20 protein-coding genes are annotated in these 14,872 nt (G+C 52.7%); 9 read left to right on the top strand and 11 right to left on the bottom strand.

Translation table 11 applies throughout. From position 1 onward, the window contains the following. The first annotated feature begins 55 nt into the window (after window positions 1–55). Window positions 56–511, top strand: a complete 456-nt coding sequence (locus tag EVJ22_RS13725) for a GNAT family N-acetyltransferase (RefSeq protein ID WP_233589724.1) — start codon at window positions 56–58, stop codon at window positions 509–511. Window positions 512–606: 95 nt separating this feature from the next. Then, window positions 607–1,110, top strand: coding sequence for a hypothetical protein (locus tag EVJ22_RS13720; protein WP_071398854.1), 504 nt, complete (start codon window positions 607–609; stop codon window positions 1,108–1,110). Window positions 1,111–1,144: 34 nt separating this feature from the next. On the opposite strand, the gene EVJ22_RS13715 is transcribed toward EVJ22_RS13720, so the two are convergent. After that, window positions 1,145–1,654: a hypothetical protein gene (locus EVJ22_RS13715; RefSeq protein WP_071398855.1), complete on the bottom strand. Its 510-nt coding sequence runs from the start codon at window positions 1,652–1,654 to the stop codon at window positions 1,145–1,147. A 115-nt stretch (window positions 1,655–1,769) separates the two neighbouring features. On the opposite strand from EVJ22_RS13715, the gene EVJ22_RS13710 reads away from it, so the two are divergent. Continuing rightward, a complete protein-coding gene (locus EVJ22_RS13710) occupies window positions 1,770–2,426 on the top strand; it encodes a TVP38/TMEM64 family protein (RefSeq protein WP_071398856.1) in 657 nt (218 codons plus the stop codon). Between the two features lie 32 nt (window positions 2,427–2,458). Here the strand turns inward: EVJ22_RS13710 and queF are convergent, their stop codons facing one another. From queF to queC, 4 genes are read right to left on the bottom strand one after another with little or no spacing between them, the layout of a single operon-like run. Next, window positions 2,459–2,947, bottom strand: coding sequence for a preQ(1) synthase (gene queF, locus EVJ22_RS13705; protein WP_029333812.1), 489 nt, complete (start codon window positions 2,945–2,947; stop codon window positions 2,459–2,461). Window positions 2,948–2,958: 11 nt separating this feature from the next. Continuing rightward, the gene (gene queE, locus EVJ22_RS13700) at window positions 2,959–3,654 is read right to left on the bottom strand and encodes a 7-carboxy-7-deazaguanine synthase QueE (RefSeq protein ID WP_233589723.1); all 696 of its coding nucleotides are present in this window, start codon (window positions 3,652–3,654) and stop codon (window positions 2,959–2,961) included. Beyond that, window positions 3,654–4,109 (bottom strand): 6-carboxytetrahydropterin synthase QueD, encoded by a 456-nt coding sequence (gene queD / locus EVJ22_RS13695; RefSeq protein ID WP_016509716.1) that lies wholly within the window; start codon window positions 4,107–4,109, stop codon window positions 3,654–3,656. The genes queE and queD overlap by 1 nt, the downstream gene beginning before the upstream one ends. Next, window positions 4,106–4,750 (bottom strand): 7-cyano-7-deazaguanine synthase QueC, encoded by a 645-nt coding sequence (queC, locus tag EVJ22_RS13690; RefSeq protein WP_035386372.1) that lies wholly within the window; start codon window positions 4,748–4,750, stop codon window positions 4,106–4,108. The genes queD and queC overlap by 4 nt, the downstream gene beginning before the upstream one ends. Before the next feature lie 208 nt (window positions 4,751–4,958). On the opposite strand from queC, the gene nhaC reads away from it, so the two are divergent. Continuing rightward, window positions 4,959–6,335 (top strand): Na+/H+ antiporter NhaC, encoded by a 1,377-nt coding sequence (gene nhaC, locus EVJ22_RS13685; RefSeq protein WP_131444130.1) that lies wholly within the window; start codon window positions 4,959–4,961, stop codon window positions 6,333–6,335. Between the two features lie 47 nt (window positions 6,336–6,382). On the opposite strand, the gene EVJ22_RS13680 is transcribed toward nhaC, so the two are convergent. Continuing rightward, window positions 6,383–6,892: an NUDIX hydrolase gene (locus tag EVJ22_RS13680; RefSeq protein WP_131441732.1), complete on the bottom strand. Its 510-nt coding sequence runs from the start codon at window positions 6,890–6,892 to the stop codon at window positions 6,383–6,385. A 134-nt stretch (window positions 6,893–7,026) separates the two neighbouring features. On the opposite strand from EVJ22_RS13680, the gene EVJ22_RS13675 reads away from it, so the two are divergent. From EVJ22_RS13675 to EVJ22_RS13660, 4 genes are all read left to right on the top strand, one after another. After that, window positions 7,027–7,617, top strand: coding sequence for a DNA-3-methyladenine glycosylase (locus tag EVJ22_RS13675; protein WP_131444129.1), 591 nt, complete (start codon window positions 7,027–7,029; stop codon window positions 7,615–7,617). A gap of 71 nt (window positions 7,618–7,688) precedes the next feature. After that, window positions 7,689–8,201 carry a type 1 glutamine amidotransferase domain-containing protein gene (locus tag EVJ22_RS13670; protein WP_131444128.1) on the top strand — a complete coding sequence of 171 codons (513 nt, stop codon included), beginning with the start codon at window positions 7,689–7,691 and terminating at the stop codon, window positions 8,199–8,201. Window positions 8,202–8,332: 131 nt separating this feature from the next. Then, window positions 8,333–9,460, top strand: coding sequence for an MFS transporter (locus EVJ22_RS13665; protein ID WP_131444127.1), 1,128 nt, complete (start codon window positions 8,333–8,335; stop codon window positions 9,458–9,460). A 143-nt stretch (window positions 9,461–9,603) separates the two neighbouring features. Next, window positions 9,604–10,437, top strand: a complete 834-nt coding sequence (locus tag EVJ22_RS13660; RefSeq protein WP_131444126.1) for an undecaprenyl-diphosphate phosphatase — start codon at window positions 9,604–9,606, stop codon at window positions 10,435–10,437. 166 nt (window positions 10,438–10,603) lie between these two features. Here EVJ22_RS13660 and bshB2 read toward each other — a convergent pair whose 3' ends face one another. Genes bshB2 through pdxK form a run of 3 tightly spaced genes read right to left on the bottom strand, consistent with a single transcriptional unit; the run spans window position 10,604 to window position 12,506 of the window. Next, the gene (bshB2, locus tag EVJ22_RS13655) at window positions 10,604–11,257 is read right to left on the bottom strand and encodes a bacillithiol biosynthesis deacetylase BshB2 (RefSeq protein WP_131444125.1); all 654 of its coding nucleotides are present in this window, start codon (window positions 11,255–11,257) and stop codon (window positions 10,604–10,606) included. Further along, on the bottom strand, window positions 11,254–11,625 hold the full coding sequence (locus EVJ22_RS13650) for a YojF family protein (protein WP_016509734.1): 372 nt from the start codon (window positions 11,623–11,625) through the stop codon (window positions 11,254–11,256). The genes bshB2 and EVJ22_RS13650 overlap by 4 nt, the downstream gene beginning before the upstream one ends. A gap of 56 nt (window positions 11,626–11,681) precedes the next feature. After that, window positions 11,682–12,506, bottom strand: coding sequence for a pyridoxine/pyridoxal/pyridoxamine kinase (gene pdxK / locus EVJ22_RS13645; protein WP_071398865.1), 825 nt, complete (start codon window positions 12,504–12,506; stop codon window positions 11,682–11,684). A gap of 187 nt (window positions 12,507–12,693) precedes the next feature. On the opposite strand from pdxK, the gene cbpA reads away from it, so the two are divergent. Then, window positions 12,694–13,329, top strand: a complete 636-nt coding sequence (gene cbpA, locus EVJ22_RS13640) for a cyclic di-AMP binding protein CbpA (protein WP_071398866.1) — start codon at window positions 12,694–12,696, stop codon at window positions 13,327–13,329. 33 nt (window positions 13,330–13,362) lie between these two features. Here the strand turns inward: cbpA and EVJ22_RS13635 are convergent, their stop codons facing one another. Both EVJ22_RS13635 and EVJ22_RS13630 read right to left on the bottom strand, forming a co-directional pair. Then, window positions 13,363–13,887: a GNAT family N-acetyltransferase gene (locus EVJ22_RS13635; protein ID WP_071398867.1), complete on the bottom strand. Its 525-nt coding sequence runs from the start codon at window positions 13,885–13,887 to the stop codon at window positions 13,363–13,365. 49 nt (window positions 13,888–13,936) lie between these two features. Next, window positions 13,937–14,821: a diacylglycerol/lipid kinase family protein gene (locus EVJ22_RS13630; protein WP_071398868.1), complete on the bottom strand. Its 885-nt coding sequence runs from the start codon at window positions 14,819–14,821 to the stop codon at window positions 13,937–13,939. Window positions 14,822–14,872: the final 51 nt, after the last annotated feature.

The raw sequence follows: 14,872 nt of genomic DNA, 5'->3' as shown, positions 1-14,872 counted from the left end.
GCGAAATAAACAGGCGTACGAGTAACTTGTCCATATTTCGAAAGGGGATGGAAAGATGAGTACGACCAGTTCATTTATCGTGAAAGATGTGACGACGAACTTTAACGAGTTTGAAGAGGAATTCTTCAACCTGTATCGCCATCTGTACGGCGACATCGACCAACTTCGTTTTAAAGAACGACTGTACCGCCATGCCAACCCGCTCGTGTTACTCGCATTTTCTGACGACCGGCCCGTCGGATTCAAGATCGGCTACGAGGCTGAGCCATATCGCTTCTATAGCTGGGCTGGCGGCGTGCATCCTGAGTTCCAAAAGCACGGGATCGGCCGCAAGTTGATGGATACGCAACTCGAATGGGTGAAAGCGCAAGGGTTCCACTCGATTCGGACGAAAGCGCGCAACACGAACAAAGGCGTCATCATTTTGAACCTGCTCTGTGGCTACGACATCATGGGGGCGTACACGGAAGATGGCGCACCGCGCATCATGATGGAGAAACAACTGAACTAAGTATGTCGGCCGTGGGTTAAAGACCACGGCTTTTTTTCATGGAGATGAAACAAAAACCGAGAGATGATCGTATGTAGCAGAAAGGGGGCACAGACATGTTCAATACGCTAGCATTTGGAGAAGAAGTCTATATCGATTCGACGGGGATGGGGGACTCATTTTTTGGTGAGATGCCAATCTTTTTTCTGATTTTCATCTTAGCTATCGTCACGGTAATCGTCATCGCCATTATTAGTGGCATCCGTCATCAAGTGAAGACGGGCAGTCTGTTGAAAGACATGCAACGCTTCGCCTCAGACCTCGCAGATTATCCCGATGACGCATCAGCGAACCGGCTCGCCGATTACTTACGGGACGTGAAGTCGTTTCCGGTCCATCGCACGCAGATGGAGCCGTTTCGGGTGGCGCTCGGTAGCTATCAACTCGTCATGGAATCACCGCACGTCGGAGACGAGACGAAAGAACGGGTCGACCGCCAATATAAGCGGCTCGGTATTTTAGACGGCGAGAAGTTCGCCGATGAGCCGGCGCCGAGACGTCGGTCTGGTTCGCACCATCATGACCACCACAATCATCATAACGACCATCATCACATGTAAAACGCGTCGGGATATTCCCCGACGCGTTTTTAGCTTACATATATCGGCTCGCATCAAAGTCGATTTCGGTCCGGTGATTGGACGCATCGATGGCGCTTGAGATACGGTTGGCCCGTTTCTCGACGTCGAGCGCCTTCAAACGGTACAGTTCCGGGTCATAAAGCGCGTGCTTGATGACAGTAGTGCCTTCACCGTGACCCGATTGAAATTCGCGTTTCGGACGTTCGGCCAAGTCTTGATACATCCGAGCCTGAGCTCGCAACTGAACGGCGAACTCGATCGCCTCGACGAGCGGGAGCGGTCCATCGTTCGTCTCGATGACGGTATGCAAGTGCGCTTCACAGACGAGGCGGTCGAGCCGACGCATGTCGGTCCGAATCGATTGGAGCTCGACCTCGATATCCTCGAGCGAGCGGGATTGGATCGTCGGGAGCGGCTCATCCTTCTCGAGCTCGATGAACGCGACACGTTCGACTTCTTGTAACAACTTATCAATCTGCTTCAAGAGCAGGTATTTCAATTTGATGGCATCTGCCAGGTACATTGGGATTCCTCCTTCTGCTTTTTCTAACCGTACCACACTGTGATTCCTAAAAAAAGGAAGGCGTTACTTTTTCGAGGTGAGGCGATATGATGAAAGAAAGAGGGGAGGTTGACCGATGAACAAGTGGAAAACACAATGGGTCATTGCCGTCGTTTTGCTCGTATTCGGGACAGCGACGTTTCTCTATCAGTGGATCGACTTGCGACCGGGGGAGATCCGAGATTATATCGTTCAATTCGGTTGGCTCGCCCCGCTCATTTATATTTTATTGTTCACCGTTCGCCCGTTGATCTTATTTCCGACGTCCGTCTTGTCGGTTGCGGGCGGATTGGCGTTTGGGACGCTGCCCGGTGTCGTCTATACGGTCATAGGCGCCACGCTCAGCGCACTCGTCGCTTATTATGTAGCGGTTCGCTTCGGAGACCGGTTTCTGCGCCATTTCAAATCGAGCGATTATGAGAAGATTCAGCACAAAATCGAAGAAGACGGATTCTTTTACGTCTTGATCTTACGATTGATCCCGCTCGTCAACTTTGATTTGGTCAGTTATGCCTCAGGTTTGGCGAAAGTGCGACTCCCGGCTTATGTCTTCGCGACTTCGGTCGGTATGATTCCGGGGGCGTTCGCGAACAACTTCCTCGGCAGTAGCCTCGCGAGCGGGGATATGAAACTGGTCATCCTCGCGCTCTTCGTCTTTGTCGTGTTGACACTCGTCGCGACCGTGTTCCGCGAACCGATCAAGCAACAAATCAACCGTTACAAAAAGAAGTAGGCGCTCAATTGGATGAGCGTCTACTTCTTTGCTTAACGGTTGTCGACCGTCTCAGGGTATAAATCGTGGTTGAAGAGGCGATGTTCGGCCATTTTCTCATATTTCGTGCCCGGCTTGCCGTAGTTGTAGTACGGGTCGATTGAGATGCCGCCGCGGGGCGTGAACTTGCCCCACACTTCGAGGTAGCGCGGTTCCATCAGCTTGACGAGGTCTTTCCCGATGACGTTGATGCAGTTTTCGTGGAAGTCGCCGTGGTTACGGAAGCTGAATAAATAAAGCTTGAGTGACTTCGACTCGACGAGTTTCTCGTCCGGGATGTACGAGATGTAGATCGTCGCAAAGTCCGGCTGATTCGTGATCGGGCAGAGCGATGTGAATTCCGGTGCGTTGAACTTTACGAAATAATCGTTTTCCGGATGCCGGTTCGGGAACGCCTCGAGCACGTCTGGGGCGTATTCAAAAATGTATGGGACGCTCTTCTGGCCGAGGAGCGACAAGTCTTGTAAGTCTTCTGGTCTCATATTCATTCTCCTTAGACGCCACGTTCGTTGGCGTATAGTAATGTGTGTAGCTGCGGCAAGACACGGACGCTTTGCCATGACGGGTCACGCGCAACGTCTTCCCACAACTCTTTCAAACGTTTGAGCTGCGCGTCGGTGATGTCACCGTCCGCCCCGGGCTCAGGGTTGCCGGCCGACAAGTACATGACGTCCGGGGTGTAGCGGGTTTGGACGTCTTTCGCATAGGCGAGATCGACCTCATCGAACACGGCGATTTTGAACGTCGTCTGTTCGGGACGCAGCCGTTCGACGATGGCGTCGAGTTTTTCCCAATCGGTCGTCATGCCGGACGACGGTGGTTTCGGGCTGAGCGTCACGTCGTCGATGTCTTGGAGCCAGTCTTGATACCGGCTACCTTGTGTCTCGACGGCGAGTTTGACGCCGCGCACTTTCAACTTTTCGACCAAGTCTTTCATACCGGCGATGAGGAGCGGGTTGCCGCCTGAGATCGTGACGTAATCGTACATCCCAAGCTCGTCGAGACGTACGATGATGTCATCAGCCGTCAGCATGTCGGGCTTTTCCGAACCGTCCCAGGTGAAGGCGGAGTCGCACCAGGCGCAGCGATAATCGCAACCGGCGGTCCGGACGAACATCGTCTTCTGTCCGATGGCGCGGCCTTCACCTTGAAACGTCGGACCGAACACTTCGAGGACAGGGATCTTCATCAGTCCACCAGCCATTCGCGCCGGAACTCGGCGTAGGACGTCGGTGTCTCATAAAGGCGGACGAATTCAACGCGGACGTCGCGTTCGTCAGGCAAATGCTTAGCGAGCTGATCGAAAATCCAGTAGCACATATTTTCTGCTGTCGTATTCATATATGGAAGGGACTCATTTAAATAGCGGTGGTCGAGATACGGTTCGAGCTCTTCTTTAAAGATGGCTTTCAAGTCACCGAAGTCGAGCGTCATCCCGCGATTGTCGAGAAAACCGCTGATCCCCATTTGAAGTTTGTACGTATGTCCGTGGAGCGCTCGGCACTTGCCATCGTAATCAAACAAGTGATGGGCCGCATCGAACGTCACTTCTTTGACGATTTGGACGCGGTGCGGGCAGTAGATGAGCGAGCCGTCTTGTTTGGCTTCGACGCTCGTCGGGGCGAGGAATGGGGCGTGTTTCATACGCGTACCTCCTCGTATGCAGCGAGCCCGTTTTGACGGAGTACACACGCCGGACATTCGCCGCAGCCTGAACCGAGTACACCGTTATAGCAGGTGAGGGTTCGCTCTTTGATGAAGTCGAACGCTCCGAGCCGGTCCGCGAGTTCCCACGTCTGCTTTTTATCGAGCCACATGAGAGGTGTATCGATGACGAACGGGTAGTCCATCGCTAAGTTGAGTGTCACGTTCAATGATTTGACGAATTGGTCGCGACAGTCCGGGTAGCCCGAGAAGTCGGTCTCACAGACACCGGTGATGATGTGATGCATACCGAGTTGTTTGGCCATGACGGCCGCAAAGGATAAGAATAAATGGTTGCGTCCATCGACGAACGTATTTGGGACGTCCGCATTGTCGATGTCGAGATCATGTCTCGTCAACGCGTTTGAGGTGAGTTGTCCGAGTAAGGACAAATCGAGGATGTGGTGCGGGACATCAAGTTCGGCCGCGATCTCTTTCGCGACCTCGATTTCCGCATCATGGCGCTGCCCGTAGGCGAACGTCACGGCTTCCACATGAGAGAATTGTTGTTTTGCCCAAAACAGGCAAGTGGTTGAATCTTGACCGCCACTGAAGACGACCAATGCTTTTTCGTGTTGCAACGTGCACACTTCCTTTTTCGCTAGTTTTGATGTCGGAGGAGGTTACGAACTCCGGAGGTCACCCTCGAGCGTTTACTTTACCATAAAAAGACGTTTGACAGGGAAAAGAGAAGTAGGTATAGTAAAGAACATCACTGACACACTTTCATGCATAAAAGCGTTTAAGCGGTTAGGTAGAAAATAATGGAACTGAAAGGAGGGGACGTCGATGCAGATGAAAGGAAAAGAGGCTGTATTCGTCGTGCTGATGAGCGGGATTTCCTTGCTCGCACTGATGTTTTTGGCCAAAGCGACGCCACATATGGCGATCTTTGGCACAATGGTATTAATAGGGGGTTACGCGTATTATCGCACGCGTGACTTTAAACGCATCGAGACCGCGATGATCAACGGGATTCGTGAAGCGATTATGCCAATCATGATTTTATTGCTGATCGGGATGCTGATCGGAGTATGGCAAATGTCTGGCACGGTGGCGACGATCCTCTCCATCGGTTTAAATACAATCTCGGCCCAGTGGTTCTTACCGAGCGTGCTTCTCATCACGATGATCGTGTCATCGTTCACGGGCAGTGCCTTCACGACGGTCGGTACCGTCGGGGTCGCCTTGTTCGGGATCGGGATGGCACTCGGGATTTCCCCGGCGCTCGCCGCCGGAGCCATCGTGTCAGGTGCGCTCTTCGGTGACAAGATGAGTCCGCTATCGGATACGACGAACTTCGCACCGGCTGTGGCTGGTGTCAAACTGTTCGACCATATCCGCTTTATGATGGGGACGACCGTTCCCGCGATTGTAATCACACTCATCTTATTCACAGTTCTCGGACGCGGCGGTCAAGCAGCCGACACGACGCAAATCGCGGAAGCACAGACGGCACTCGCCGGACGGTTCAACTTGTCATGGTTGACACTGCTTGCCCCGGTCCTCGTCGCCGTTCTCGCCTTCCGTCGTATGCCGGTATTGCCGACGATGCTCGTCGGGATGTTCGCCGGTGTGTTGACGGCCGGATTCGTCCAAGGTAACTGGAACGTCTCTAACTGGTTCGGTGTCATGCAGGCCGGATTCAAGTCGGGCGTCGAGAACGAGACGATCGCGGCTGTGCTCGATCGCGGTGGCCTCGAATCGATGCTTTGGTCGGTCAGCCTCGTGTTGATTGCCCTCGCTTTCGGCGGACTGCTCCGTGAGCTGGGCGTGTTCCAAGCAATCGTCGATGCGTTACTAGAGCGTCTGAAGTCGCCAGGCAGCTCGGTGCTGTCGGTCGTGCTCAGCTCGATTGGCGTCAACTTGCTCGCCGGCGAGCAGTACTTGTCGATCTTGCTCCCGGGACAAGCGTTCAAACAAGGATTTATCGACCGTGGCATCGACCCGCGCTACTTGTCGCGTGCGCTTGAAGACGGCGGGACGGTCATCAACCCGCTCATTCCTTGGGGTGTGTCCGGTGCCTTCTTCGCCGCGACACTAGGCGTGCCGGTGCTCGAGTACGCACCGTTCGCGTTCTTCCTTTGGCTCAGCCCGATCTTCTCAATCGTGCTCGGTTACGTGAAGTTGGGGAAGCAGCGTGATGCGATCAAGCTCGCATCTTAATCGAATACAGGACAAATAAATCCAGAACCGCAATTGCGGTCCTGGATTTATTTTTTTGAACGAAACATGTTCTCCGGACTATTCGTTACGAATGAACTATCTAACTCCCACAACGAAGCGCCAAACTGCTCCATGAGCGCGCCTGCTCTTTTTTCAATGTGATCCGGAAGAGCGTCTTTTGAAAAATACTGAAGATTTAGACTCTCCCCGTCATTCATTTCCAGTGTTCCGCTTACTCGTTTCGCATGGAACAGGTGGATGACGCCATATGTTTCATCTCCGTTTGGATACTTGAAATAGTAACGTGGACCCGAACAAACACCGATAAGTTCAAATTGGTTTGTAATCAGTCCCGTCTCTTCTTTTAGTTCACGAGTAGCGACGTCTTCTAACGTTTCATTCAATTCCATTGAACCACCTGGAAAGCCCCAATCTAACGTATCGGAACGATGTTGAAACAAAAGTTCTCGCTTCTCATTCATGACCAGGATGGTTGCCCCGACACTAATCAATGGTCTACTACCGACCGTCTTTCGTAATTCCAACAGATACCCCATCTTTACTCGCCTCGCTTTCTAGATACTACAGTTCTACTTCAAGCATAAAAATCCTTCTAGACGGAAGTTTCTTGTCATGGGGGCATCTTTTTTGTGTCGCCAAGCCTCGTTTGAGAAAATAAGGACGAGGAGGGATGACGATGAAACGGCTCGACCCATCATTTTATGAACAACCGACGCTCGAACTGGCCCGGTCGTTGCTCGGGCACTATCTCGTCCATGATCATCTCGACGGACAGATCATTGGCAAGATTGTCGAGACGGAGGCGTATCTCGGAGCGGTCGATCAGGCAGCCCACAGTTTTGGCGGCAGACGGACGAATCGGACCGAGATCATGTTCGGGCAGTCTGGACATGTGTACACGTATCAAATGCACACGCATACGCTCTTGAACGTCGTCAGCGGTCCGATCGGATCACCGGAAGCCGTGTTGATCCGGGCGGTCGAACCCGTCGCCGGGCAGGAGTTGATTGAAATCAATCGTCCTGGCATCAAACGGTTCGACCGGACGAACGGACCTGGTAAACTGACGAAGGCGCTCGGGATCACGATGGACTTATACGGACACTCGCTCCAACATGAACCGCTCTATATTGTCGAAGGGGACGGTGTGAACGAGATTGAGGCCGGCCCGCGCATCGGTATCCCTAACAGTGGTGAGGCGCGTGACTATGCGTACCGCTTCTTTGAGCGGGACAATCCGTACGTCTCGAAATTCCGCTGAATGTTTAACGGTCCGTGACGGGTGGAACAGTCCCTATGTGCGTAAAACAAAAATTAGGGAGTGTTTCCGATATGGCAAAAGTAGCAACGCTAATCACGGATATGTTTGAAGACGTAGAGTTTACAGGTCCACGCGACGCATTGGTGGAAGCGGGGCACGAAGTTGTCACGATCGAAAAGGCAGCCGGCAACACCGTCGAAGGCAAACAAGGCGAGGCGAAAGTCACGATTGACAAAGCGATCGACGATGTGTCACCAGAAGACTTTGACGCTCTGCTCTTACCAGGCGGATTCTCACCTGACTTGTTGCGCGAAGACGAACGTTTCGTCCAGTTCGCGAAAGCGTTCATGGATGCGAAGAAGCCGGTATTCGCTATCTGTCACGGGCCGCAACTGTTGATCACGGCGAAGACGCTCGAAGGCCGCGACGCGACCGGGTACAAGTCGATTAAAGTCGACATGGAGTATGCCGGTGCGAAGTATGCCGACAAAGAAGTCGTCGTCTGCCAAAATCAGCTCGTCACGAGCCGTCAACCGGACGACATTCCGGCGTTTAACCGTGAGATGCTCAACCTATTAAAATAATCTATCGGCCACGGACATGTTCCGTGGCTTTTTTGTGGAATCGGGAATAGGTAAACAAGGAGGAGATCATGATGAGACGAAGAGCACGGTCCCCTAGCTAAGTCCGTCGAAACGTAGGGTTGCTTGGTGCGATGCGCTGGTTTGAGGCGTTGATTCCGGCCTATACGATTGAACGTCTGTTCTGGGAGTCGCGCGGCATCACGATTCAAGAAGTGGTCTACACGGAAATCGTCTATGCCGTCATCGTCGTGTTCCTTGAAGTGCCGACCGGCGTCTTAGCCGACCGCTGGGAACGACGACGTCTGCTGCAAATCGGCATTGCGCTCGAATGGCTATCGTTTATTGTGTTGTTGCTGTCGTTTTCGTTGATTGGGTTTGTCTTGGCGATTAGTTTGTCCGCCATCGGGGCGGTGCTGCGCAGCGGGTCCGAGAACGCTTTGTTGTATGAAACGCTCGAGCAAGACGGAGATACGGATGCGTTTGAGCGATTGCTAGGTCGCCTGAATGCCATCGGGCTCGTCGCGGCCGTCATCGCCGCCTTTAGCGGAAGTTTGCTCGCGACCAAGTTTCCGTTTGAGTTCAACTACATGCTATCGCTTGTGAGCCTGTTCATCGCGACGATGTGCAGTCTATTGCTCGTCGAACCGAGACGGGTGGTCCACGAAGAAGGGGTGACATGGCGGCAGTTAAAGGCTGGTTTCCGCTTCATTTGGAACGACAAGTCACTGCTCATGCTGACCGGGTCGTTCGTGTTGGTCGTTAGTGCATTCAATTTCGTGGATGAGTTTTGGCAGCTGTACGCGCGTGACGTCAATGTCCCAATCTACTGGTTCGGGGCGGTCTCAACCGTACTGTTGCTCATTCAAATTCCCGGTCAACTGCTTGCCCCGGTGTTATTGAAAGTTGCCCCGGTCGCTCGCTGGCAACAACTCATCGCTTGGGGTATCGGGATCGGGTTTATACTGCTCGGAACGTTCCCAAATCAGTTCGGACTGCTCTGGATGGCACTGATGGCGCTACTCGTCGGGGCGGTCGAACCGCTCTACTTCGGGGTGCTCCATCGCGCTCTTCCGTCCATGATTCGAGCCACGACCGAGTCAACGGTATCGATGCTTTTGCATGCCGGGATTGTCGGACTCGGCATATTGTTCATCGGTGGTGCTGGGATGTCGTTATTTACTGCTTTCTTTGTCATCGGTTTGTTCGTGTGCGCGTGTCAAGCTGCCCTGAGTTCGGGGTGGATCTCAAGAAGCGGTTAGGATTGCACATTAGCCAGCTTCTTTTTTAGGCGTGAGGGGAAAGGGGGGCATGACGCCCTCTTTTTTTTACGTCTCAAGACCGAGAGAGAACGTCGTCCCGTCCGTGTATGATAAAAAGCAATACTGGATTAGGGGACGATGCAATGGAATGGTATGAATTATTCATCGGTTTTTTATTAGGCGTCGTCGAAGGATTGACGGAGTTCGCACCTGTCTCTTCGACCGGACACATGATCTTGGTCGATGATATTTGGCTCAACTCAAGTCGTTTTCTAGGCCAAGAAGTAGCTAACACGTTCAAGATCGTGATTCAGCTCGGTTCGATCTTAGCGGTCATCGTCGTTTTCAGGAGTCGGTTCAAAGAGTTATTGAATCCGAAGGAGTTGCTCGCGATTCGACACGAAGGGCCGACGAAAAAGTTGAACCTGCTACATATCTTTATCGGTCTGCTCCCGGCGGCCGTGCTCGGACTCATGTTTGAGGACTACATCGACACGCATCTGTTTTCGATTAAGACGGTATTGATCGGACTCGTCATCGGTGCGTTCTTTATGATTGCCGCCGACTTGTCCGGCGTGAAACGACAGACGACCACGACACTTGACGACATCACATACAAACAAGCGCTTGGAGTCGGCTTGATTCAATGTTTCTCGCTTTGGCCAGGCTTTTCACGTTCGGGCTCGACCATTTCGGGCGGAGTGTTGCTCGGGATGAGTCACCGGTCTGCGGCCGACTTCACATTCATCATGGCCGTCCCGATCATGTTCGGGGCGAGCGCGCTCTCGCTTTACAGCAAGTGGAGCTATTTCACGGTCGACACGCTCCCAGTTTTCCTAATCGGATTCGTCAGTGCCTTCTTGTTCGCGTTGCTGTCCATCAAATTCTTTTTGAAGTTGATCAACAAAGTCAAACTAACGCCGTTCGCGATTTACCGGCTCGTCTTGGCGGCAGTCATTTACGTCTTATACTTTTAACGAAAAAAACGCGTGTTCGCACACGCGTTATTGAAACTTATTACTCATTCAGTTCGTAAAACCAAGTAGAGGTGAGAACATGGGACATATCGTCGTCGTGCTAGGAACGTTGATCGGGTTAGGGACTATAGGTTTGTTGCTGTATATGACGCGTTACGCGTTTGAATCATGAGAACGGATAATGATAGAAGCGCTCACGTTGGAGTAACTCCATGACGTGGGCGTTTTCTGCGTTGTCGATTGCACGGAGCAACCCTTCCGTCTGTGAACGGTGGGCGAGTAACGCTTCACGTTTGGCGGCACTCTCCTGACCGACTTCGATGAGGACGTGAGGTTTGCCGAGCTCATATTCCGTCCGGTGATCGAAAGCGACACCTAAAAATTCGGGACGCTTCGCTTCATCCATCTCTTGGAGCGCCCGGACGACCGCTCGTGCTGTCGCCTCATGGTCGGGATGGACGGCATAGCCTGGATAAAATGAGATGACGCGGGTCGGTTTCACTTCGGCGATCAACTTGCTGAAGCGATTCGTCAGTTCGGTCTCGTCTTCGAATTCGACGGTCTTGTCGCGCAGTCCCCACATCCGGAGGTCGTCGATGCCCATGACGGCACAGGCGTCCTCGAGCTCGCGTTTACGGATTCTTGGCAGTTCTTCACGCGTCGTGAAGATTGGCGAGCCCATATTACGGCCCATCTCACCAAGTGTCAGACAGACGTATGTGACGGGGAATCCGTTCTTCTGATGTTGAATGATCGTTCCGGCCGAGCTGAACGCCTCATCGTCCGGGTGTGGGAAAATAACAAGTAACGGTCCGTTCATTGGCTGTCCACCTCCGATGCTCCTTGCGGGAGCGGTTTGACGTCTAGATGCAGCGCGCAGGCGAGGCGTCCGAGACGGTCGTGCCCGGCGAGCAGCAACTGTTCACCGTGTTGTTCAAAGTCGGTCAATCCTTCGACGTAGAGCCAGCCGTGATCGAGCTTTAGTCCGACTCGATACGGTCCGTCTCCTTTGATTTGACCGATACTGTACTCGATCACGACGTTACGGATAAACATCCCGGCGTTATGGAAATCCGGGTCGTTATGTGTGGCGTAAGCGCCGTTCGTCGTCTCGACGTGAGCGTATAAAGGCGTCGACACGTGTGCGTTTAAATACGTTTGAATCGTTTCAGGTTGAATCGGTTTCACGCTAGTCTCCTCCAATGGCAATAATGACCCAGGACGTTCGCCCCGGGCCACCTTGTTTATGATTGTGTTGCTAGTTTTTGACGATAACCGGTATGGTTCGTCGGCCCAACGTATTGGTTGAGGCGGAACGAGTGACGGACCGCTTCTGTAATGAACTCTTTCCCGATGCGAATCGACTCGTCGACGGAATGTCCATTCGCGAGTGATGCGGCGATGGCTGAAGAGAATGTGCAACCGCCACCGTGCGTGAAAGCAGGTTCGATCTTTTCGCTTTCGAGCAGACGGTACTCGTTACCGTCATAGAGGACGTCAAACGCCGTGTCGAACCCAAGTTTTCCACCGACTTTAACGATGACGATTTCAGCACCGAGCTCATGGATCAAGCGTGCGGCTTCTTTGATTTCTTCCATCGTCGACGGTGTCTTGTCGAGGCCAGCGAGCATACGCGCTTCGAACAAGTTCGGCGTGATGATTTTAGCGACAGGGACGAGATATTTGCGCATCGCGACGGCGACGTCTGGGTTGAGGATCTCGTCGGCTCCCTTACAAGCCATGACCGGGTCGACGACTGCGTTTTGAATGCCGTACTCTTTAATTTTACGAGCCGCGAGCTCGATGATTTCTGGAGTCGGGAGCATCCCTGTCTTGACGGCATCGACGCCGATTCCGGCGAGGACGGTGTCAATCTGCTTCTCGATCAACGTCGTATCGATTGGGAAGACTTCATGGTGCCAAGCGTTATGTGGGTTTTGGGCTACGATGACCGTGAGTGCGGTCATGCCATACACACCTAGCTCTTCCATCGTCTTCAAGTCAGCTTGAATGCCTGCACCGCCACTCGTATCTGAACCAGCGATTGTTAAGGCTTTTTTCATCGTCATAGTCGTTCAATCCCCTTTGTCTGTTTGGATAGTTTCACTATAACGACTTTTAGGCGTTACGACAAATCCCATGACCGCGGAAAGGTAGAATCGAAGTTTTGAAAAAGGTGGCAGGAATTCAATCATATTTGGGGAATAGTAATGAATAGGGTGTAGACCACTTTTAATTTGCTAGGAGGAAAACCGCATGTTAGTGCATAGCTTATGCATTCCAAAAAAAGACGTCATCACAATCAGTGAAAAGGCGACGTTACGTGAAGCGCTCGATACGCTTGAAAAGACAGGATACCGCTGTGTCCCTGTCCTCGATGAGACAGGAACATTTTTCCGCGGTAATATTTATAAGATGCATATTTATCGTCACGGAATGAGTGGCGCGAGCCTTGACGACAACGTCATGGAACTCATTAAAAATACGCAGAAATACGTCCACGAGTCGGACGGATTCTTCAAAGTCTTCTTCTCGATCAAAGAGTTACCGTATATCGCGGTCTTAAAAGACGAGAGCAATGAATTTTACGGTATTTTGCCACACGGGAAGATGCTCGGCATGCTCGAAGAGGCGTGGAGCCGTGATACAGGCAGCTACGTCGTCACGATTGCACTCAGCGAGCAGATAGGTGCGCTCGAGAAAATCACGAAAGTCGTCAGCAAATACTCGTCAATCGCGAGTTTGATGACGCTCGACGCGAAGAGCAAAGTGCTTCGCCGTGTTTTGATCACGTTGCCACCTGACTGTGATGAGCCGAAGAAAGACAAGATCGTCGCGAAGCTCGAGCAAAAAGGGTTCCGCGTCGTCGAAGTCGAAAACTTGAACAACTGACGAAAGACCTTCCTCGCTTGAGGAAGGTCTTTGTCATGTCAGTCGCTTTTCCATGCGGATATCGGGCCAAAATTGTTCGTTCCAGTACGTGAACGCATCGATGCGCGCAATTTCTACATAGCCGAGCTTCTTATAGAGATGGTGTGCCGCCTCGTTGAACCCGAACACGCCGAGCTCGATGCGCGGCGTGCCTTGGTGACGAAGCCGTTCCTCCAAAAGTCGGAGCGCCTCGCTACCCGCACCCTTGCCGCGTCCCGCCGCTTCCCCGATGACGAGTCCGAGCCAGGCACTCCCTGGTTCTTGAACGTATAGATGGTTCGCGTCATACATCACGTTTACCTCGCCGACGAGCCTGTCGTCAGCGTAAATGAGAAAGATATCGTGTGTCTGAAGTCGATCCGTCAAGTCGGCGACGGTCATCCGTTGCTCGGCCGCGAGTTCTTCTTCCGAGCGAGCAGGGCGGATCAAATGAACGATTTCGGGATCGTTGTTCCACCGGTTGAATGTCTTGACGATGTCGTCTGACGCTTCGAGCAGCGGAACGAGTGTGATGTTCATCGAACGATCTCTCCTTTCTCGAACGAGCCTTCTGTCCCGAGGCGAGAGATTAGACTGGTTTCAGCACTTGGAGATGGCTTGGGAGCACTTCAAACGTGAGCGGGAGTTTCCCGCCCGTGTCCCCGTCGGCGTTGACCGGAAGCGAATCAGGCGAATCGATATACACCCGCTTCGTCTGGAACGCGGTCACACTGTCTGTTTCTTTAAGCTTACCGGTAAATAAGGCCGGAGCGAGCTGGAAGGCGTCTGTGAAACCGAGATTCTCAAACAAGTAGACGTGAAGCAGGCCATCGTTCAACTTCGCATCAGGCTCGAAGTTTTCAAAGCCGCCGACCGAGTTTGTTAGCGCGATGACGGCGAGAAAAGCGTCCCCATCGAACGTGTGCTCTTCGGCCTGAACTGATAACGAGTAAGGACTGTGTTCCCGGAACGCTTTGATGCCTTCGATCAAGTAGGCGAACGGGCCCCATTTCGTCTTCTCTTCGACGCTGACTTCATCGACCGCCTCAGCGATGAGGCCGATGGCGATGACGTTCATGAAGTAGCCATGTTCATACTTCCCAATGTCCATCGGTGACGGTTTTGCCGTTCGCAGCGCTTCAATCGCTTCTTTCGGGTCGCTCGGTACGCCGAGAGCCCGTGCCAAATCGTTCACCGTTCCGAGTGGGATGATTCCGAAGTCGGGACGATGATCGGCTTCGGCGAGACCGGCCACCGTCTCGTTCAACGTGCCGTCGCCGCCCATGGCGATGACGGCTTTATATTGTTTCGACGCCGCTTCTCGTGCAAAGTGTGTGGCGTCGTCGGCTTTTTCAGTAAAACGGACGTCGACGTTTCCGTAACGTTCGCGCAGCACTTCTTCAGCGAACGCCGCATGCTCTTTCCCTAATTCTTTCCCAGATGATGGGTTGACGATCAACATAACTGTATCCATTCAAGACATTCCCCTTTATCAGTCAGATATTGTCCTATATTCCCGTCCACG

Source organism: Exiguobacterium sp. SH0S7 (genome assembly GCF_004337195.1).
Lineage (GTDB): Bacteria > Bacillota > Bacilli > Exiguobacteriales > Exiguobacteriaceae > Exiguobacterium > Exiguobacterium aurantiacum_A.
This window is presented reverse-complemented; position numbering and strand designations above follow the sequence as displayed.